Source organism: Bradyrhizobium sp. BR13661, assembly GCF_029892425.1.
GTDB lineage: Bacteria > Pseudomonadota > Alphaproteobacteria > Rhizobiales > Xanthobacteraceae > Bradyrhizobium.
Map to the genome: position 1 here is coordinate 108,952 of NZ_JARXWB010000021.1, position 20,409 is coordinate 129,360.

Here is a 20,409-nt window from a genome sequence, read left to right on the forward strand (position 1 = left end):
TTGTTGAGCGGGCATTCCGGGACGCCTCGAAGAAGGTGCCCCGGACTAGCGGCGTGAAGATGAAGAATTCCGGATTCATGCGAACCCGGAATGACGCACGAAAATCAGACCGCGCGCTTGAGCGCTTCGACGAGGTCGGTCTTCTCCCAGGAGAAGCCGCCCTCGTTGTCGGGCGTGCGGCCGAAATGGCCGTAAGCCGAGGTGCGCGCGTAGATCGGGCGATTGAGATCGAGATGGGTGCGGATGCCGCGCGGGGTGAGGTCCATCGCCTTGGCAGCGGCCTTCTCGAGCTGGTCTTCCGACACTTTACCGGTGCCGTGGGTGTCGATGTAGATCGACAACGGACGCGCGACGCCGATGGCGTAGGCGAGCTGCAGCGTGCAGCGATCGGCAAGGCCGGCCGCGACGATGTTCTTGGCGACGTAACGCGCAGCGTAGGCCGCCGAACGGTCGACCTTGGTCGGATCCTTGCCGGAGAACGCGCCGCCGCCGTGCGGGGCCGCGCCACCGTAGGTGTCGACGATGATCTTGCGGCCGGTCAGACCGGAGTCGCCGTCGGGACCGCCGATGAAGAACTTGCCGGTGGGGTTGATGTGCCAGATGGTCTTCGGCGTGATCCAGTCCTTCGGCAGCGCCTCGCGCACATAGGGCTCGACGATGTCGCGGATCTGCTTCGACGAGATGTCCTCGATCAGATGCTGGTGCGACACCACGATCTCGCGCACGCCGACCGGCTTGCCGTTCTCGTACTGCACGGTGACCTGGCTCTTGGAGTCGGGGCCCAGCACCTTCTCCCTGCCGGAGTGGCGGGCTTCCGAGATCAGGCGCAGAATCTTGTGCGCGTAGAAGATCGGCGCCGGCATCAGGTCCGGCGTTTCGTTGGTGGCGTAACCGAACATGATGCCCTGGTCGCCGGCCCCCTCTTCCTTGACTTCGCCCGGCTGCAGGGCGTCGACACCCTGGGCGATGTCGGCCGACTGCGGATGCAGCAGGATCTCGATATCGGCGGTCTTCCAGTGAAATCCTGCCTGCTCGTAGCCGATGTCCTTGATCGCGGCGCGTACCACGCTCTCGATCTGCTCATTGGTGACGGAGGCGGGACCGCGGGTCTCGCCCGCGATCACCACCTTGTTGGTGGTCGCCAGCGTCTCGCAGGCGGCGCGGATCTGCCACGGGTCGATGCCGGCCTTCGGCCCTTCGCGATAGAACAGGTCGACGATTTCGTCGGAGATCCGGTCGCAGACCTTGTCTGGATGGCCTTCGGACACGGATTCACTGGTGAAGAGATAGGACGCGCGCATCAAGAAACCCCTTGTTCCACCGCTACCGGCGGACGTTTGCGATGTTTACAGTTGGATTAAGTCAATCACGCCGGCGCGAGATGACGTAGGATTCGTCGAGAAACCAGAGCCCGTTGTACTTCCGCAGCACATCCCTGGCGGCATCCAGAGTGCGGCCGTTTTGAGTCATATCTGTCAACCGGTCGTCCTCAATCTGGGCGACATACACTGCCGCATTCCACGCTGCAAAGGCCGTCGAGGTTCCGATAGTGCCCGTCACCTCGTTGGGCAGCGCTTCCATATCATACCTGAAGATCGAACGGTTATCCGCATAAGCATTAAAATTTAAGTCGCGGCCCAACGATCCGAGCTCATACTTAACGGCGCGCAATAGCTCATGACGGCTCACCGAGAAAGGATTTTCTCCAGGCCAGATCGCCTGGATCATTTCCATGCCGGGATCATGACCATGGGAGTGGATTCCGATCAGGCGGCCGCCCGGTCGCAAGGCCTTGGCCAGCGGTGCAATAATCCGCTTGGCCCGGAAATTGACCGAAGACAGGGCCCGGTATGGCTGGGATGCAATTACGAGGTCGAAATTGGCCTCGGTCTGGCCCGGCCGCGGAATGGTCGAATCGAGCAAGAACCGGTGGTCCTCGCGGTAGAGCACCAGGACCACAGGCCGCTCGTACAGCGGCATGGCCGTGCGCGGGCTGATCGCGGCGCGCCAGTTCTGCTCCAGGAACGGCCGCAGCTCGGCGATCTGCTGCTCGAACTCGCCCGATGAGGCGCCGCGCAGCGGAACCTCATGCCACACGGTGGCCGCGGCCGCCGTGGGCGATGCCGGCGTCAGCCAGGGCGCCTCGGAATAGAACATGTTGGTAAAGACGAAAACCGAGGCCGGATGCTCGAATATGCGGTCCGGCACCTTTTCCAGCGTCAGCCGCAGATCCTCGAGACTGAGCTCCTTGCCTGCCACATAGAACGGCATATGCGGGTAGCGCTGGTGGGTCGCGCGCAGCACCCGCGCCAGCACCGTGCCGTCGCCCACACCGGCATCGAAAATGCGCAGCGCCGGCGGACGCGGATGGATGGTGGAGAGTTCGAGCGCCACCCGGTCGGCAATGACCCGCTTCTCGCTGCAGGTGTGGACGAACAGCAGATATTTCTGCCGGTTCTCGAAGAAGCGGAAATTGCCGCGCGGATCGCGCTTTTCCGGGGGCACCTGAAGCCCCCGCGGTGGCGGCAAGCCGCCGGTCGTCGATGCCGCGATATAGGCCTGGATCCGCTCCAGCGTATCGATGGTGATGCGCTTGCCCTCGCGCAGCCGGTGGACGAGCTTCCCATCGTTCACCGCACGCCGGCCAAACGTCGATTCCGCCATGTCCGCCGTGCGGCAGAACTCGGTGATTTGGCTCAGGATTTCGTCGTTTTTCATGGGTGGGATTGCGGTGGGCAAGAGAGTTGGGAACCGTCTCCTAGCAAATTCTGCCCACTCTGGGAATACCGCCGCCCTGCTTTACCCCAGCTCCGATGACGCGGGCGTGAACCCCGAGGTGCCGCCGGGCAACAAACAAGTCACTTCTCCTGAAGGAACCGCCGCCATGCGTCGCCCGCTCGTCGCGCTCGCTCTGCTCGCCGCCGCGTTTTGGTCGGCGCCCTGCTCGGCCCAATCCCGCAGCCAGCTCGGGCCACTCTGCACCACCGAGACCACGCCGGCGGACCAGATGGTCGACGCCTGCAGCAAGATCATCGCGCTGAAGGTGTTCAAGGGCGAGCAGCTCGCGACCGTCTATTTCTGGCGCGCGGTGGGCTGGAACAAGAAGGGCGACTACGCCAAGGTCATTGCCGACACCACCGAGGCGGTCCGGCTCCAGCCGAGCCAGGCGGTCTACAATCTCAGGGGCTCGGCCTATTACGACAGGGGCGACGACGACATCGCCATCGCCGATTTCGACGACGCCCTGAAGCTCGGCCCGCCCAGCGGCATCATTTTCCACAATCGCGGCAATGCCTGGCGCAGCAAGGGCGACTACGCCAAGGCGATCGCCGACTACGACATGTCGATCAAGGCAGATCCGAAATCGGCGTTCTCGTACCAGAATCGCGGCATTGCGAAGGAAGCGCTAGGAGATCTCGACGGTGCGCTTGCCGACATCAACCAGGCGATCCGGCTCGACCCGACACTGCCGCAGCCGCTGATCAACCGCACCGCGATCTGGCGCGCGAGAGGCGATCTCGATCGTGCCATTGCCGATGGCAGCGAGGCGATCCAGCTCGCCAAGGACAAGCCGCCGGTCAACGTCATGACGCCGCCGAACAGCGTGCTGATCTCGGCGTACACCCATCGCGCGCTGGCCTATGAGGCCAAGGGCGACTACGCGCATGCGCGCGACGATTACAAAGCGACGCTCGCGATCGTGGCCTCAGATGCAGGCAGCAAGGCCAACCAGGCAACCGCAAAGGTGCGGCTGTCGCTGGTGAGCGATGCAGCCGCGCCGATCCCGCGCGATGCGCCCTCACCGACGACGCAACCTGCAGCGGCTCCTGCGCCACAGCAGACGGGCGCATCGCCAGCACCCTCGCCTGCACCCGCTGTTCGCGTTAATCGCATGGCGCTGATCATCGGCAATGGCACTTATGCCCATGTGAAGGCGCTGCCCAACCCGCCAAACGACGCCCGTGCGGTTGCGAAGAGTTTGCGCGATATCGGCTTCACCGTGTCGGAAGGCGTCGATCTCGATCGCTCGGCGATGCAGACGATGACACGGGAGTTTTTGCGAGATGCCGCACGGGCGCAGGTCGCTCTGGTCTATTACGCCGGTCACGGCGTGCAGGTCGATGGCCGCAACTATCTCATTCCCGTCGACGTCGAGCTCAAGCCTGGCGCCAACATGACGGAGGCCATGATTGACATGGACACGATCATGGCGGGCCTCGATGACCAGGTCCGCACCAACATCCTGATCTTCGACGCCTGCCGCAACAATCCCATGGCGGAGCACGTGGCGGCCGCGGGCACCAATCGCGGCATCGAAAGCGCATCCGGCCTCGCAGCGCCAACAAGCCGTGCATCCGGAGTGACACTGGGAGCCGGCACGCTGATCGCATTCGCGACCGCGCCGGGCCAGGTCGCGCTCGATGGCGAAGGCGCCAACTCGCCGTTCTCTGCAGCGCTCTCCCGCCATCTCGGCACGGCGGGTCTGGAAGTGCAGCAGATGCTGACGCGCGTGCGGGCCGAAGTGGTCTCGGCCACCAAGAACAAGCAGGTGCCTTGGTCGAACTCGTCGCTGCTGGGCGAAGTGTATCTGGCGGAGAAATGAGGGCATCCGGGCCGAACGCGCAGACGAGCTAAAATTGCAACAGCCCACCAGATAGTCGAGCGCAACCTGCGGCTGCTCTATTCTGTCGAATATCGTTATCCTACAGTGCCGCCAACATCGATCATCGGTGGACAGGTTGCTGGGGAAATCTGGTGCAAAAATTCATCGCCGCAGTCGGCGCTATCTTCTTTGTCATCTTCGGGTCACTGCCCGGCTTCTCTCAAGGCGCCCCATCCAGCGAGGCCGCGCGCAAGGCAGAGCTGACCGGGGCTTGGCAGGCCGCCAGCAATGCTGGCACCGCCGGCCCCGCCGACGTTCCATTGATCGACCAGGCCACGCTGAAGCTGCCGGCTGGCGACTTCTTCGTGCCGAAGGCCGAAGGCATTCGGGTGATGCGTGCGCTTGGCAACACGATTCACGAGGCGAGTTTCGTCGGCCTCGTGCTCGGCACCAGGCCGAATGACCGGTGGCTGGTCGTCATCACCTATATCAAGGAAGGCTACATCAAGGATGACGCCGCCAAGGACTGGAACGCCGACGACCTCCTGAAGAATCTCAAGGAAGGTGTCGACGAGTCCAACAAGGATCGCGCTGCCCGCGGATTTCCCGAGATGGAGGTGATCGGCTGGATCGAGCCGCCGAACTACGATGCCACATCTCATCGCCTGGTATGGTCGGTGCTCGGCAAGGACAAGGGCACGCCGGACGATGCCCGCAAGGACGTCAATTACAACACCTATGCCTTGGGGCGCGATGGATATTTCAGCCTGAACCTGCTGTCGGACTCGGCCAGGATCGCGACCGACAAGTCCGCCGCCCATGAGCTGCTCGCCAACCTCACTTACCAATCCGGCAAGCGCTATGAGGACTTCAGCGCCTCGACCGACCGGATCGCCGAATACGGGCTGCTGGCGCTGGTCGGTGGCGTCGCCGCCAAGAAGCTGGGCCTGCTCGCTCTGCTGCTCGCCTTCGTGCTCAAATTCGCCAAAGCGATCTTCGTCGCTGTCGCTGTCTTCGGCACGGGCGTGGTGAAATTCTTCCGCCGCAAGCCGCGAGACGATTCCGCTGGCGGCCCCGCATGAAGACTCTTTTCCTGCTGCTGTTCTCCGGCCTGAAATGGGGAAAGCTCGCCACCAGCGGCGGCAGCATGCTGCTGTCGCTCGCGGTCTACGCGTCGATATGGGGTTGGCGCTATGCGGCAGGCTTCATTGCTCTGCTGTTCGCACACGAAATGGGCCACTACGTCGCCGCACGCCAACGTGGCCTGGACGTCGGCGCGCCGGCCTTCATCCCGTTCGTCGGTGCATGGATCGCGCTCAAGGACAAGCCGGTCGACGTCGAGACCGAGGCCTATATCGCACTCGCGGGTCCAGTGGTCGGAACGGGCGCAGCGCTCGCGGTCTATCTCTGGGCACGCGCGGAAGACAGCGCCCTGCTGCTCGCGATTTCCTATGCCGGCCTGTTCCTCAATCTGTTCAACCTGCTGCCGCTCTCCCCGCTCGACGGTGGCCGGGTGACTGCCGTCCTCAGCCCGCGGATCTGGTTCCTGGGCGCGCCGATCCTGGCCGCACTGATGATCTACCGGCCCAGCCCGACGCTCCTGATCGTCGTGATCCTGGCCGTTCCACAGCTCATCAGCGCGTGGCACTATGATCCACATGCGCCGGAAAACATCGCCTATTACGGTGTGCCGCTCCAGACCAAGCTCGAATATGGCAGCTCGTATCTCGCGCTCGCCGCCCTGCTCGCGGTCATGACCTACGATGTCCACGAGATGCTGGGGCCGATGATGCGGGCGGAGTAGCGAGCCGTGCTCTGATACTCGGCGTCGTCCCGGCGAAGACCGGAACGACGCTGCGTACGTCGTGAAACTTGCCCGTGCTGGCAGTCGAAATGGGGCTTACTGGCCCCACACTTCCTTGGCGATCTCGACCGCAAGGCCAAGCTTGGCCCACTGCTCTTCCTCGGAAAGGATGTTGCCCTCTTCCGTCGAGGCAAAGCCGCACTGCGGCGACAGCGCGAGTTGCTCCAAGGGCACGAACTTGGCGGCTTCCTCCAGACGACGCTTGATGTCGTCCTTCTTCTCGAGCTCGCCGAACTTCGAGGTGATGACGCCGACCACGACGATTTTGTCGCCCCTGGGCAGGAAGCGCAGCGGCTCGAATCCACCGGCGCGGTCTGAATCGTATTCCAGGAAGTAGCCGTCGTAATTGGTGCCGGCGAGCATGGTCTCCGCCACCGGCTCGTAGCCGCCCGATGAAATCCAGGTCGAGCGGAAATTGCCACGGCAGACATGCGTCGTCAGCACCATGTCGGCGGGCTTTTCGGCCAGCGCGTAGTTGATGATGCGGGCATAGATCTGCTGCAGCCCTTCCGGATTGTCGCCGCGCTCGCGCGCCTTCTTCAATTCGTCCGGCGAGCAGAGATAGGCCCATACGGTGTCGTCGAATTGAAGATAGCGGCAGCCGGCGTCGTAGAACGCCTTCACCGCCTTGCGGTAGGTCTTGCCGAGATCCTCGTAGAAGGCATCGAGATCGGGATAGATGTCCTTGGAGATCGCCTTGCGGCCACCGCGGAAGTGCAGCACGGCTGGCGAAGGGATCGTCATCTTGGCGGTGACGTGGGCCTGGTCGGCGACCTTCTTCAGGAAGCGGAAGTGGTCCAGCATCGGGTGGCTGTCGGGGAAATCGAGCTTGTCGATCACCCGCACCGCGTCGTGGCGGGTCTGCACGCCCGCGAACTGGATGCCTGCGTCGGGGTGGAACAGCTCGCAGCCCGTAAGCTTGGCCAGGAAGTCGAAATGCCACCAGGAGCGGCGGAATTCGCCGTCGGTCGCGAGCTTCAGGCCGACCGAGGCCTGCTTGTGCACGACCTTCTCGATCTCCATGTCCTCGATCTTGCGCAGATCATCGGCCGAGATCTCGCCCTTCTCGAGCTTCGCCCGGGCTTCCTTGATCTTGGCCGGGCGCAGGAGGCTGCCGACCTCGTCGGCACGGAAAGGGGCTTTGGTTCGCTGCATTTTTTAACTCCCAATCTATTTCTTAGTGGGCCGCCGCCCCTGCGACGCCGAGGTGGCGCTCCAGGACCGACGGGTCGGCCTTGAGCGCGGCGCTCGGGGCGTCGTGGACGATCGTTCCGCGCTCCAATATCACAACACGGTCGGCGAGCCCCAGAATCTTTTGGGCATTCTGCTCGACGATGATCGAGCAGATGCCGCCGGCCCGGGTGATGGTCCCGATCGCCTTGAGCAGCTCCTCGACGATGATGGGGGCAAGGCCTTCGGTCGGCTCGTCCAGCAGCAGAACCTTCGGATTGAGGGTCAGCGCGCGGCCGATCGCCAGCATCTGCTGCTCGCCACCGGAGAGCTGGTTGCCGAAATTGCTGCGGCGTTCCTTCAGTCGCGGGAACATCTCGTAGACTTTCTCGACGGTCCAGGGGCCGGGCTGCGCCACCGCGGTCATGTTCTCTTCCACCGTCAGCGAGCGGAAGATGTTGCGCTCCTGCGGCACCCAGCCGATGCCGGCGCGGGCGCGCTGGTCCGGCCGCAGGCCGGTGACGTCGGTGCCGGCTAGCCCGACGGTGCCGGAGAAGCGGCGGGTGACGCCGACAATGGAGTTGATCAGCGTGGTCTTGCCGGTGCCGTTGCGGCCGAGCAGCGCCAGCACCTGGCCCTCGGCCAGGTTCAGCGTCATCTTCGGCAGCACCACCGCCTCGCCATAGCCGGCGCGAAGCTGGTCGATCGTGAGCAGGTCAGACATTGACCGCCTCCTCGCCGAGATAGACCGCTTTCACTTGCGGATCGCGCGCGACCTGGTCGGGCGGGCCTTCCGTGAGCAGCGCACCGGAGACCAGCACCGAGATGCGGTCGGCGAAGGAGAAGACGAGATCCATGTCGTGTTCGATCAGCAGCACGGTGACGTCGCGCGGCAGGCTGCCGACGACGGCGAGAATGTCGTGGCGCTCGCTTTCCGGCACGCCGGCGGCGGGCTCGTCGAGCAGCAGCACCCGCGGTTTGGCCGCGATCGCGACCGCGATCTCGAGCAGGCGTTGCTTGCCGTAAGGCAGCGTCACGGTCTGTTCGTTCATCGCATCGAGCAGATGGAAGCGTGTCAGGAGATCGGCGATCTCGCCGTTGACGTCGTTTCGGGTGCCCATTCGCCGCCACCAGTCACCGCCATGGCCGAGGCGTTCGGAGACCGCAAGGCCAATGGTCTCGAGCGGGGTCAGATCCGGATAGAGCTGGTTGATCTGGAAGGTGCGCGAGAGGCCGCGCAACACGCGCTTGTGCACCGGCAGATCGGTGATGTCCTGGCCTTCGAGCAGGATTCGTCCCGAGTTCGGCTTGAGCACGCCGGTGAGCTGGTTGATGACAGTGGTCTTGCCGGCGCCGTTCGGGCCGATCAGCGCATGGCGGGCACCCTGCTCGATTCTGAGCGACAGGTCGCGGGTGACGCGGAGACCGCCAAAGGTCTTCTCAAGATTTTGCGTTTCGAGCGCGATGGTCATGCGTCGCTCTCCGGCACGGTTACGACCGCCTTGCGTCCCGCAATCTGCTTGATCAGCAAATTGGGCAGGAACAGCACGCCATAGTGCAGGCGCTGGCGGCCGACCAGCACGATCACGACCAGCACGAGGCCGATCCAGAATTGCCAATATTGCGGGGTGATGGTGGAGAACACCTCCTGGAGCAAGCGGAAGATCACGGCACCGATCAGCCCGCCATAGAGATAGCCGGTACCGCCGATGACGAGCACCAGCATCAGATCGGCCGAACGATCAAAGGCGAACACATCGAGCGAGGCGATCGCGGTGGTCTGGGTGAACAGCGCACCCGCGACGCCGGCATAGAACGCCGCGAGCGTGTAGATCGCGATCAGGCGGCGATTGACGGGGATGCCGATGGCGGCCGCACGCAGCGGGTTGTTCTTGATCGCGCGCAGCGACAGGCCGAACGGCGAATGCACGATGCGGCGAGCCAGCAGGAACAGCACGAACAGCACGGCCAGCGAATAGAAGAAGCCGGCCTTGCCGAACATGTCGAACGGGATCTCGCCGAAGATCGGCTGCATCTCGATGCCCTGCAAGCCGTCGGTGCCGCCGGTGATGTTGGAGAAGCGCTCGGCGAGCGCCTCCAGCAGCAGTGCGATGCCGAGCGTCACCATCAGCCGGGTCAGGTCGACGCCGCGGATCACCAGGAAGCTCGTGGCAAAGCCCAGCACCATCGCGGCGAGGCCCGCTGCGATCAGAGCCAGCACCGGCTCGTTGATGATGCCGTGCAGCGCCAGCAATCCGGCGGCGTAGGCGCCGACGCCGAAGAAGGCGGCGTGGCCGAGCGAGACGATACCGGCATAGCCGAGGATGAGATCGAGCGACATCGCAAACAGCGCCAGCCGCAGGATGTCGGTCATGATCAGATAGCGCGTGGGAAACAGGAAGCCGCAGGCGAGCACGACGAGCCAGAAGGCGGCCTCGCCATAATGCCAGTGCGCCTGCCGCTGGGCGTGGAAACCGACGTCGGAAGAAGCGCTCATCGGCAAACTCAACGCGCGGCCGTGCGGCCGAACAGGCCGTTCGGGCGCCAGATCAGGATCACGATCATCATGGTGTAGATCACGAAGGGTCCCATCTTCGGCACATAGTATTTGCCGGCGACGTCGCCGATGCCGAGCAGAAGCGAAGCCAAAAATGGTCCGGTGATCGAGGAGGAGCCGCCGACCGTGACCACGATCAGGAAGTAGATCATGAACTTCAGCGGGAAGTACGGATCGAGGCCGAGGATTTCGGCGCTCAAAGCACCTCCGAGGCCAGCAAGCCCGCATCCAAATGCAAAGGTGAAGGCGAACACCTGCGGCACGTTGATGCCGAGGCCGCTTGCGGCGCGGGGATCGTCGACCGCGGCGCGCAGGCGGCTGCCGAAACGCGTCCTGGCCAGCACCATCTGCAGACCAATCGTGAGCAGGCCGCAGATCACGATGATCATCAGCCGGTAGCGGCCGATGCCGACGCCGAACAGGTCGAACTGGCCCTGCAACGCGGCCGGCAGATTGATGAAGACGCGCGACGAGCCCTGGATGTAGTCCACGGCCGCGACCGACATGAACGTCAGACCGATGGTGAACAGCACCTGGTCGAGATGGCTGCGCGCATAGAGGTGACGATAGAGCGTGCGCTCGAGCACGATGCCGATCACCGCGGACGAGACGAAAGCGAGCGGCAATGCCGCAAAGAACGGCCAGCCGTGCTGGTTCACCAGCAGCATGCAGACATAGCCGCCGGCCATGGCGAAGGCGCCATGGGCGAGATTGACGAAGTTCATCAGGCCGAGCGTGACCGCAAGCCCGCAGGCCAGCACGAACAGCAGCATGCCGTAGGCAACGCCATCGAACAGGTTGGTGAGGATTGAGGTCATCGTCTCAGCTTGGAGTTATCGTCATGGCCGGGCTTGTCCCGGCCATCCACGTCCTTGTTCGGCTCTCACGTGGATGCCCGGGTCAAGCCCGGGCATGACGAGAGCGGTGGGCGAGATCCCGATGCGCTAAGCGCACCCGGGATGACGCGCTTTCGCGCGTCACTTCTTCGTCTTGCCGAGATCCTTGACGGCCTCGAAGACCTGGAACTCGATATTGTAGAGTTCGCCGTCCGTCTTCGACCTTGCGACCCTGCGAATGTAGATATTCTGGATGATGTCGCGGGTCTCCGGATCGATCGAGATCGGACCGCGCGGGCTTTCCCACTTCATCCCCTTCATGGCTTCGACCAGCTTGGTGCCGTCGGTATCGCCATTGGTCTTCTTCAGCGCCTCGTAGATAAGGTGGATTCCGTCGTAGCCGCTGACCGCCATGAAGCCTGGACGGCTGTTGAAGTCCTTCTTGTACGCTGCGACGAAGTCCTTGTTCATCTGCGAGGGATGGGCGGCGGAATAGAGATGCGCGGTCACCGTGCCGATCACGGCATCGCCCATGTTGTTGAGGAGATCGTCGTCGGTGACGTCGCCCGGCCCGATCACCTTGATGCCGGCCTTGTCGAGGCCGCGCTCGGCATATTGCTTCATGAAGTTGCCGCCCTGGCCCGCCGGCACGAATACGAAGATCGCGTCGGGCTTGGCATCCTTCATACGCTGCAGAAATGGAGCGAAGTCGGGATTTTGCAGAGGCACCTTGACCTCCTCAACCACCTCGCCGCCACCCGCGGTGAAATTCTGCTTGAAGAAGTTCAGCGCATCGTTGCCTGGCGCGTAGTCGGACGTCAGCGTCGCCACCTTCTTGATGCCGTTCTGCGCTGCCCAGTCGCCGATGATGGTGGAGGACTGCGCAAGCGTGAAGCTCGTGCGCACGATATAGGGCGAGCGCTCGGTGATGATCGAGGTACCCGCGGCCATCACGATTTCCGGAATCTTGGCTTGCGTTGCGAGTGGCGCCGCCGCCAGTGCCGCCGGCGTCACGCCGAAGCCGGCAATGAAGTTGACCTTGTCGTTGACGATCAACTCCTGCGCGGCGGTCTTGGTCTTGTCCGGGATCGCGGCGTCGTCCTTGACGATGATCTCGACCTTCTTGCCGGCGACCGTGTCGCCGTTCTGCTTCATGTACAGCTTGATCGCGTTCTCGATCTGCTTGCCGGTCGAGGCCTGGCCGCCGGTCATCGGCAGGATCAGGCCGACCTTGACGGTATCCTCCGCCTTCGCCGGCGCTGCCGCCGCAATGCCTGCGATGGCGGCAATTGCAGCCGCCCGAGAAAACTGTTTGCGTTCGAACATCAGATGTCCCTCCCCTTCATTCCTTAACTCTTGTAAGCCGGACCGAGTACCCGGTCCTTGCCTTCACCCTAGCTCACGCACGAGCGATATCGCGCGTCACATGGCGTCTTTCGCGCCCTCATTGTCAATCGGACGTTTGGCGACCATTCGGCGCAAGCCACGCGTTCCGATGTCCGACGGCGGGAAGCTATATCGTGGTAACGTGCGGGTAACCCGAACAACTCGATCTTGCCGCGTCCATTTGTACGATTGTACAAATAAAATGGACCTGTCAACGAAAAAGCCCCCGTCGCCGTGGAGGCCAGATTGTCCCGCGTGTGAGCCGCAGTCTAGAAACGCGTCCACCGGCTTGGATGGAGGATTTCGTCTTTCATTTGCAGAATTCAGACATCGACGGCAGCCAAGCCACCTAGGTAAGGTATTTTTATACCTATCTCGAATAAGCCAATATTACCTAGTTGAAGGCTACCGTTCCGATGGCGCCGCTCGTCCGGCGTCCGATCCCTCGTCCCGATTGCAGTCACCCGAAGATGCCCAGACGTTTCCGTTCCATCGTGTCCCTGCTCGCGCTCACCGCGGGGCTGGCTGGATGCGGCACAGTCAACGAGAAGCTCTCGGCCGGCATGGGCGACTACGTCCCGCAATGGGCCGGCGGCCTGCCGGCGGACGCGCCGCCCCGTCAGGGCACGCCGCAATACGATGCCTACATGAAGGAACGCGAGCGCAAGCGACTGATGCCGGCGGCCGATCGCGAAAAGGAAGAGCAGGCGCAGAAGGGCGCGACCGGGGTGACCTCGGGCGATGCGGTGCGCTGAGGCAGTGCCTCCCTCGCCCCGCAAGCGGGGCGAGGTGAAAAGACATCAATCCACGAACACCACGGTCTTGCGGCCGTTGAGGATGACGCGATCGTCGAGGTGATAGCGGATCGCGCGTGCCAGCACGCGACGCTCGATGTCGCGGCCCTTGCGGACAAGATCTTCCGGCGTATCGCGATGGCTGATTCGCTCGACGTCCTGGTCGATGATCGGACCTTCGTCGAGATCGCGCGTGACGTAATGGGCGGTGGCGCCGATCAGCTTCACGCCGCGCTCATGGGCCTGGTGATAGGGCTTTGCACCCTTGAAACCCGGCAGGAACGAGTGATGGATGTTGATGCAGCGGCCGGACAGCTTGGCCGACAGGTCATCCGACAGGATCTGCATGTAGCGGGCCAGCACCACGAGATCGGTCCCAGTCCTGGCGACGAGATCGAGGATCTGCGCCTCCTGCTCGCGTTTGGTTTCCTTGGTCACGGGCAGATAGTGGAACGGGATCTCGCCGAAATCGAGCCCGGCATAGACCTCGCGCGGATGGTTGGAGACGATCGCGGCGAGCGTCATCGGCAATTCACCGGTGCGCCAGCGGTAGAGGATATCGACCAGGCAATGGTCGGACTTCGACACCAGCAGCATCACCTTGCGATGCGCGGCACGGTCACGCATCTGCCATTCCATGCCGAAGCGCTCGGCGATCGCGGCAAAGCCGGTCTGGAGCGCGGCCAGTTCCACGGCGAGGTCGGCCGCGGTGAACACGACGCGCATGAAGAACTTCTTGGTCTCGACATCGTCGAACTGCTGGGCGTCGAGAATGTTCTGTCCGGAATTAGCCAGGAATGTCGACACGGCCGAGACGATGCCGGGACGATCCGGACAGGACAGGGTCAGAACGTATTGATGATCGGGCATGACTGTTGAAGAGATGGCTCTTGGTGAAGGTTTGGGCAGGCCGTGCGGAACGATCCGCGATTTGCGTCCTGCTCTAGCACCGAGGCGACCCTTGCGCCAATCCCGGCGAGGGAGTCAGGATGAACGGACGATTGCGATTTTGACTGGGAGTACGCCCATGGCCGACCGATTGAACGGCACCCGCATCCTGATCCTGGAGACCCGCGAGGAGGCTCAGTTCTCAAAGCTCCTGGCCGAGCAAGGCGCCGAGGTCGTGCAGTGCCCGATGTTCACCATCCAGGATGCGCCGGACCCCACCCCGGTTGAGGCCTGGATCCGCCGCGCCATCGACAAGCCGTTCGACGACCTCGTGCTGATGACCGGCGAAGGCCTGCGACGGATCATGAAGCTCGCGCGTACGCGTGGGCTCGACCAGGCTTTCGTCGCGGCACTGGCCAAATCGCGAAAATTCACCCGCGGCCCGAAGCCCGGCAAGGCGCTCCGCGAAATCTCGCTCGAGGCGCAGCAGACCACGGAGAAGCCAACCACCGAGGGCGTGATCGAGATGCTGGGCAGGCTCGATTTGAAGGGGCATCGCCTCGGCCTCCAGCTTTATCCCGACAAGGACCACAGCGCGCTGACCGGCGCGCTGTCGGCGCAAGGCGCCGAGGTCGATACGGTGCTGCCTTATGCCTATGACTCCAAGGCTGCGGACGCCAACATCGTCGCCGCCATCGACGACATGGCGGAGGGACGAATCGATTCGATCGCGCTCACGAATCTCGGCCAGGTCCGCCGGCTGGTCGAGGCGGCCAAGGCACATGGCAGCGAGGCGAAGCTGCGCGCGGGATTCGAGCGGACACTGATCGCATCGGTTGGACCGGCAGTGTCCGGCGAGCTCGCCGCGCACGGCCTCCGCACCGACATCTCCCCTGCCGATGAAGCCTATTTCATGCGTCCGCTGATCTCGGCGATGGCCGCAGCACTCGCAGAACGAAAGCCGGGAGAGGCTGCGAGATAAGAGCAGAGCGCAGGGGCGGTGCGCAGCGGCTGCGATTGACACGCAGATCGTCAGCGCTAGTTTGCCACGCAGCAAGAAGAAACCACAAAGGCAGGGAATCGCTGTGACACGCGTCATCGCGTTGTGAGCGCAACCACACGGCGTTCGGCGCTCGCACCATTCCGCATCCGCAACTATCGTTTCCAGTGGCCGTCCGATCTGCTCACCTCCTGGGCGTTCGAAATCGAGACGCTGGTGCTCGGCTGGTACATCCTGGTCGAGACCGGCTCGGTGCTGCTGCTGACCGTGCTGGGGTCGCTTCAGTATGTCGGGACACTCGTCGCTCCGGTACTCGGCATGATCGGCGACCGCATGGGTCATCGTGATCTCCTGGTCGTATTGCGCCTCACCTATACGGTGCTCGCCTCGACCATTATGGTCCTGGCGCTGACGGGCCATCTCGGGCCGCTCAAGGTCATGATCATCGTGACGATCATGGGCCTGATCCGCTCCTCCGATCTCGGCCTTCGCAGCGCATTGCTCGCCGGCGTCATGCCAGCCGAACTGCTGGTCGGCGCGATCAGCCTGTCACGCACGACCCAGGACAGCGCCCGTATTGCCGGAGCGCTGACGGGAGCTGGGCTGTTTGCCGTGCTCGGCATTGGACTGGTTTATGCGGCGGTCGCCTGCCTCTATCTGCTGGCTGCGATTCTCATGTTCTGCCTGACCCGGCCGAAGAGGTTCGTTGCCACAACTGATCTACCGGCGAACAGCCGCGCTGTTTCGAGATTGCTGGACGAGCTGAGGGAAGGGATGGTCTACGCCTGGAATGGCCCGGCAATGGGCGCAGCTCTGTCTGTCGCCTTTCTGGCCAATCTCACCGCATTTCCGTTCACCAGCGGATTGCTGCCCTACATCGCCCGCGACATCTTTCACACCGATCAGACCGGCCTTGGCTATCTCTCGGCAAGCTTCGCCGTCGGCTCGCTGATCGGCTCCCTCACGCTCAGCCTGGTCGGCGGACTGCGCATTGCCCGTCTCCTGATCTGCGCGACGCTGGCCTGGTACGCCGTGCTGCTGGTGTTCGTCGAGATCAGGACCATGCCTGTGGCCATGGCCTGCCTCGTTCTCGCCGGCATCGCCCAGAGCATGTCGATGATCTCGGCGGCCGTGATCCTGATGAAGACGGCGAGCGCGCATCTGCGCGGCCGCGTCATGGGTGTGCGCATGATGGTCATCTACGGCTTGCCGCCCGGCTTGCTCGCGGCCGGCAGCCTGATCGACGTCATCGGCTATTCGGCGACGGGCTCGCTCTATGCCGCGGCGGGGTTCATCGCGATGCTGGCAATCGCGATCCGCTGGCGCGCCGACCTCTGGCCGGTGCACGCCGCCGCCAATGCGCGCTAGTCCCCGTATCCGCGCAGCCGCTCGACATTGAGAATCGTGACGCCGCCATATTCCAGACGCAGCAGTCCCTCCTTCTCCAGCCGGTTCAGCGCGCGGTTGGCGTTCTGGCGCGACATGCCCGAGAGCGCACCAATCTCCTCCTGGGTGATCTCCAGATGCGCGGTCGATTCCGGATAGAGGATCGGGTTGAACAGCGAGGCGATGCTGCGGGCAAGGCGCGCGGTGGCGTCCAGCGTGCGGTTGACCTCGAGCATGCCGATGAACTGGCCGAGCCGCTCGTTGAGCTGGCGCACCAGGAAGCGGTTGAAGCCGACGCTGTTCTCGAACAGCCACATGAAGGCGGCGCGTTCCATCAGCGCGACGCGGCTGTCGCGCAGCGCGACCACGTCGTAGCGACGCAGCTCGTTCTTGAGCACGCTGCCTTCACCGAACCAGGCGCCTGCGGTCAGCCCGGCAAGGCTGGTCTCCTTGCCGTCGCGCGAAACCCCGCCCATGCGAGCAAGACCGCTGACCATGCCGGCCCAATAGTCAAACTTATCACCGCGCATGAACACGCTCTCGCCCGTGCCGTAGGACCGCTCGGTGATCCCGGCGCGGGCGACCTCGATCTCCGCTGGCGTAAGCTCGCGCGACCAGGCGGCGACGCGCTTCAGTTGATCCTCTGAAATCATGATCGCGAGGCCGGCCGCACCGTTTCGTCACTCCATCCTTCTGTTGCATCGCAACATGATCATTCCGGCCACCATCCGACGAAAGACGGAGACCGCGGCCGCCCGAAAAACTTTGTCGCAGAATTGTCAGGCCGGAGACATTTCAAAATAGCGCTTTCCCCTATTGAGAGCCACCTCGGGTGATGCGGCTTTTGATCCCCTACGGGACGAGAGTGGCGGGACTCCGGTCGAGACCATGTGCTGCATGGCCTCACCGGCACGACCGTACTAGGATCGCCCGGGAGGAACCGACGAAGAGCGCCGCTGAACGCGCCATCACCGGGAGGGATTTGTTTGGTGGCTACCAGTCTCGAAGTGCGCGGCGTGTCCCTGCGGTTCGGCGGCGTTCGCGCGCTGACCGATGTCAGCTTCGCCATCAACGAGGGCGAGCTGTTCTCGATCATCGGCCCCAACGGGGCCGGCAAGACCTCGATCGTGAATTGTATTTCCGGTCGCTATAAGCCGACCGAAGGCCAGCTGTTCTACCAGGGCCGCGACATCACCGGCCTGACGCCGAATGCCCGCCCCAAGCTCGGCATCGGCCGCACCTTCCAGAACCTGGCGCTGTTCCACCATATGAGCGTGCTCGACAACATCATGGTCGGCCGCCATCACCTCTTGAAGAACAACTTCCTCACGGGCTCGCTGTACTGGCTCACCGGCGCGCGCAAGGAAGAGCTCGAGCATCGCCGCAAGGTGGAAGAGATCATCGACTTCCTCGACCTCCAGTCGGTGCGCAAGGCCACCGCCGGTACCCTCTCCTACGGCCTGCGCAAGCGCGTCGAACTCGCCCGCGCCATGGCGCTGGAGCCGCGCCTCATCCTCCTCGACGAGCCGATGGCCGGCATGAATTTCGAGGAGAAGGAGGACATGGCCCGCTACATCGTCGATCTCAACGAAGAGTTCGGCATGACGGTCGTCATGATCGAGCACGACATGGGCGTGGTGATGGACATCTCCCACCGCGTCATGGTGCTGGATTTCGGCCGCAAGATCGCCGAGGGCGATCCCGCGGCGGTGCTGGCCGATCCGCACGTCAAGCGCGCCTATCTCGGCGAAGAAGACGAGGTGCTGGTCGATCCGGACGACCGCCCCGCCGCCCCGGAGTGCGCGGCATGATGGATTACGCCGCCCGCGTCGCCCAGGCCGACACCTATCCGAAGATGCTCCGGCTCAATGCCAAAGAGCATGGCAGCGAGATCGCGCTGCGCGAAAAAGATCTCGGCCTCTGGCGCCCTTTCACCTGGAACGACTATCAGACCCGCGTGCGCGACTTCGCGCTCGGCCTCGTCGAGCTCGGCCTTGGTCGCGGCGACGTCATCGGCATCATCGGCGATAACAGGCCGGACTGGATTGCGGCCGAAGTGGCAACCCACGCGATCGGCGGATTGAGCCTCGGGCTCTATCGCGACGTGCTCGATGAGGAGGCGTCCTATCTCCTCAACTATGGCGAAGCGCAGCTGGTCTTCGCCGAGGACGAGGAGCAGGTCGACAAGCTGCTGGCGCTGGCCGAGCGCGTGCCTGATCTCAAGCACATCATCTATTCCGACCCGCGCGGCATGCGGAAATATGATGACCCGCGCCTGATGTCGGCCGAGAAATTCGCCGAGCTCGGCCGTGCCCGCGCCGCGCGAGAGCCGGAGCTTTACGACAAGCTCGTCGATGCCACCAAGGGTGAGGACGTCGCGATCCTCTGCACCACCTCAGGCACGACGTCACATCCGAAACTCGCGATGCTCGCCGCCGGCCGCGTGCTCGGCCATTGCGCGACCTATCTCACCTTCGATCCGAAGGGACCCGACGACGAATACGTCTCGGTGCTGCCGCTGCCCTGGATCATGGAGCAGGTCTATGTGCTCGGCAAAGGCCTGCTCTGCCGGATGAAGATCAACTTCGTCGAAGAGCCCGACACGATGATGAACGATCTGCGCGAGATCGCTCCGACATTCGTGCTCTTTGCCCCACGGGTCTGGGAATCGATCGCCGCCGACGTCCGCGCCAAGGTGATGGACGCAACGCCCTTCAAGCAGCGCCTGTTCGACATCGGCATGACGTCGGGCCTGGCCGCACTCGACCAGGGCAAACGCTCGGGCTTTGCGAACGCGATCCTGTTCCGCGCGCTACGCGATCGGCTCGGCTTCACCCGACTGCGCTCGGCCGCCACCGGCGGAGCGGCGCTCGGGCCGGATACCTTCAAATTCTTCCAGGCCATGGGCGTGCCGCTGCGCACGCTCTACGGCCAGACGGAATTGCTGGGCGCCTACACGCTGCATCCCGAAGGCAAGGTCGATCCCGACACGACAGGCGTGCCGATGGCGGATAATGTCGAGATCCGCATCGACAATGCCGACGTCCACGGCGTCGGGGAGATCGTGGTGCGGCATCCCAACATGTTCCTCGGCTATTACAAGAACCCGGAAGCCAGCGTCGCCGACATCAGGGATGGCTGGATGCTGTCGGGCGATGCCGGCTATTTCAACGCCAACCGCCAACTCGTCGTCATCGACCGCATCAAGGACCTCGCCGAGACCTCACGCGGCGAACGCTTCTCGCCGCAGTTCATCGAGAACAAGCTGAAATTCTCGCCCTATATCGCCGAAGCCGTGGTGCTGGGCGCGGGGCGTGACGCGCTCGCGGCGATGATCTGCATCCGCTACTCCATCATCTCGAAATGGGCCGAGAAGAACCGCCTCTCCTTCACGACCTATAGCGACCTTGCCTCGCGGCCCGAGGTCTATGCGCTGCTGCAGAAGGAGGTCGAGACCGTCAACGCCACGCTGCCGCCGGCGCAGCGCATCTCGCGCTTCCTCTTGCTCTACAAGGAGCTCGACGCCGACGACGGCGAGCTCACCCGCACGAGAAAGGTGCGCCGCGGCGTCATCAACGAGAAGTACGCTGGCATCATCGACGCCATCTACTGCGGCGATGCCGACATCCCCGTCGACACCGTGATCCGCTTCCAGGACGGCACCACGCAACGTGTGCGCACCACGCTTAGGGTCGTGGACCTCGGCGGACGCGGCCCCATGGCGGAGGCCGCGGAGTGAACTTACTTTCAGCCCAACCCGACGCTTCCCTTCGCCTCTCCCCGCCTGCGGGGAGCGGCCGGAGCGCGTCAGCGATCCGGGTGAGGGCTTGCGCAATTGAGCCTTCGAAAAAGGTCGTCATGCCCGGGCTCGTCCCGGGCATCCACGTTCTTCGCTCCACGTGGTTAGGGGTGGATGGCCGGGACA

General features: G+C 63.6%; 18 protein-coding genes. 8 read left to right on the forward strand and 10 right to left on the reverse strand.

Going from position 1 to position 20,409, the window contains the following annotated elements; all coding sequences use genetic code 11:
• Window positions 1-104: 104 nt before the first annotated feature.
• Both metK and M2427_RS28855 read right to left on the reverse strand, forming a co-directional pair.
• On the reverse strand, window positions 105-1,301 hold the full coding sequence (metK, locus tag M2427_RS28850) for a methionine adenosyltransferase (RefSeq protein ID WP_280710267.1): 1,197 nt from the start codon (window positions 1,299-1,301) through the stop codon (window positions 105-107).
• A gap of 61 nt (window positions 1,302-1,362) precedes the next feature.
• Window positions 1,363-2,718 carry a hypothetical protein gene (locus M2427_RS28855; protein WP_280710268.1) on the reverse strand — a complete coding sequence of 452 codons (1,356 nt, stop codon included), beginning with the start codon at window positions 2,716-2,718 and terminating at the stop codon, window positions 1,363-1,365.
• 166 nt (window positions 2,719-2,884) lie between these two features.
• Between M2427_RS28855 and M2427_RS28860 the strand changes: the two genes are divergently transcribed.
• The 3 genes from M2427_RS28860 to M2427_RS28870 all read left to right on the forward strand — a co-directional run bounded on the left by M2427_RS28860 (window position 2,885) and on the right by M2427_RS28870 (window position 6,407).
• A complete protein-coding gene (locus M2427_RS28860; RefSeq protein WP_280710269.1) occupies window positions 2,885-4,603 on the forward strand; it encodes a caspase family protein in 1,719 nt (572 codons plus the stop codon).
• Window positions 4,604-4,755: 152 nt separating this feature from the next.
• A complete protein-coding gene (locus tag M2427_RS28865; RefSeq protein WP_280710270.1) occupies window positions 4,756-5,685 on the forward strand; it encodes a DUF2167 domain-containing protein in 930 nt (309 codons plus the stop codon).
• On the forward strand, window positions 5,682-6,407 hold the full coding sequence (locus M2427_RS28870; RefSeq protein WP_280710271.1) for a site-2 protease family protein: 726 nt from the start codon (window positions 5,682-5,684) through the stop codon (window positions 6,405-6,407). The genes M2427_RS28865 and M2427_RS28870 overlap by 4 nt, the downstream gene beginning before the upstream one ends.
• A 96-nt stretch (window positions 6,408-6,503) precedes the next feature.
• On the opposite strand, the gene M2427_RS28875 is transcribed toward M2427_RS28870, so the two are convergent.
• From M2427_RS28875 to M2427_RS28900, 6 genes are all read right to left on the reverse strand, one after another.
• Entirely contained in the window at window positions 6,504-7,622 is a 1,119-nt protein-coding gene (locus M2427_RS28875; RefSeq protein WP_280710272.1) for a cobalamin-independent methionine synthase II family protein, read from the reverse strand.
• A 22-nt stretch (window positions 7,623-7,644) separates the two neighbouring features.
• On the reverse strand, window positions 7,645-8,361 hold the full coding sequence (locus M2427_RS28880; RefSeq protein ID WP_280710273.1) for an ABC transporter ATP-binding protein: 717 nt from the start codon (window positions 8,359-8,361) through the stop codon (window positions 7,645-7,647).
• A complete protein-coding gene (locus M2427_RS28885; protein ID WP_280710274.1) occupies window positions 8,354-9,109 on the reverse strand; it encodes an ABC transporter ATP-binding protein in 756 nt (251 codons plus the stop codon). The genes M2427_RS28880 and M2427_RS28885 overlap by 8 nt, the downstream gene beginning before the upstream one ends.
• On the reverse strand, window positions 9,106-10,134 hold the full coding sequence (locus tag M2427_RS28890; RefSeq protein ID WP_280710275.1) for a branched-chain amino acid ABC transporter permease: 1,029 nt from the start codon (window positions 10,132-10,134) through the stop codon (window positions 9,106-9,108). The genes M2427_RS28885 and M2427_RS28890 overlap by 4 nt, the downstream gene beginning before the upstream one ends.
• Before the next feature lie 8 nt (window positions 10,135-10,142).
• On the reverse strand, window positions 10,143-11,012 hold the full coding sequence (locus M2427_RS28895) for a branched-chain amino acid ABC transporter permease (RefSeq protein ID WP_280710276.1): 870 nt from the start codon (window positions 11,010-11,012) through the stop codon (window positions 10,143-10,145).
• Between the two features lie 159 nt (window positions 11,013-11,171).
• Entirely contained in the window at window positions 11,172-12,356 is a 1,185-nt protein-coding gene (locus tag M2427_RS28900) for an ABC transporter substrate-binding protein (RefSeq protein ID WP_280710277.1), read from the reverse strand.
• A gap of 530 nt (window positions 12,357-12,886) precedes the next feature.
• Here M2427_RS28900 and M2427_RS28905 point away from each other — a divergent pair.
• Window positions 12,887-13,171, forward strand: a complete 285-nt coding sequence (locus tag M2427_RS28905; RefSeq protein ID WP_280710278.1) for a hypothetical protein — start codon at window positions 12,887-12,889, stop codon at window positions 13,169-13,171.
• A 45-nt stretch (window positions 13,172-13,216) separates the two neighbouring features.
• Here the strand turns inward: M2427_RS28905 and purU are convergent, their stop codons facing one another.
• A complete protein-coding gene (gene purU / locus M2427_RS28910; protein ID WP_128958365.1) occupies window positions 13,217-14,080 on the reverse strand; it encodes a formyltetrahydrofolate deformylase in 864 nt (287 codons plus the stop codon).
• A gap of 157 nt (window positions 14,081-14,237) precedes the next feature.
• On the opposite strand from purU, the gene M2427_RS28915 reads away from it, so the two are divergent.
• Both M2427_RS28915 and M2427_RS28920 read left to right on the forward strand, forming a co-directional pair.
• Window positions 14,238-15,080 (forward strand): uroporphyrinogen-III synthase, encoded by an 843-nt coding sequence (locus tag M2427_RS28915; RefSeq protein WP_280710279.1) that lies wholly within the window; start codon window positions 14,238-14,240, stop codon window positions 15,078-15,080.
• 123 nt (window positions 15,081-15,203) lie between these two features.
• Complete coding sequence (locus M2427_RS28920; protein WP_280710280.1) at window positions 15,204-16,466, forward strand: MFS transporter; 1,263 nt, start codon at window positions 15,204-15,206, stop codon at window positions 16,464-16,466.
• On the opposite strand, the gene M2427_RS28925 is transcribed toward M2427_RS28920, so the two are convergent.
• Window positions 16,463-17,137 (reverse strand): Crp/Fnr family transcriptional regulator, encoded by a 675-nt coding sequence (locus tag M2427_RS28925; protein WP_280710281.1) that lies wholly within the window; start codon window positions 17,135-17,137, stop codon window positions 16,463-16,465. The two genes, M2427_RS28920 and M2427_RS28925, sit on opposite strands and share 4 nt — an antisense overlap.
• 336 nt (window positions 17,138-17,473) lie before the next feature.
• Here M2427_RS28925 and M2427_RS28930 point away from each other — a divergent pair, with 336 nt between their 5' ends.
• Window positions 17,474-18,295 carry an ABC transporter ATP-binding protein gene (locus M2427_RS28930; RefSeq protein WP_280710282.1) on the forward strand — a complete coding sequence of 274 codons (822 nt, stop codon included), beginning with the start codon at window positions 17,474-17,476 and terminating at the stop codon, window positions 18,293-18,295.
• Window positions 18,292-20,223, forward strand: coding sequence for a long-chain fatty acid--CoA ligase (locus tag M2427_RS28935; protein WP_280710283.1), 1,932 nt, complete (start codon window positions 18,292-18,294; stop codon window positions 20,221-20,223). The genes M2427_RS28930 and M2427_RS28935 overlap by 4 nt, the downstream gene beginning before the upstream one ends.
• Window positions 20,224-20,409 lie beyond the last annotated feature (186 nt).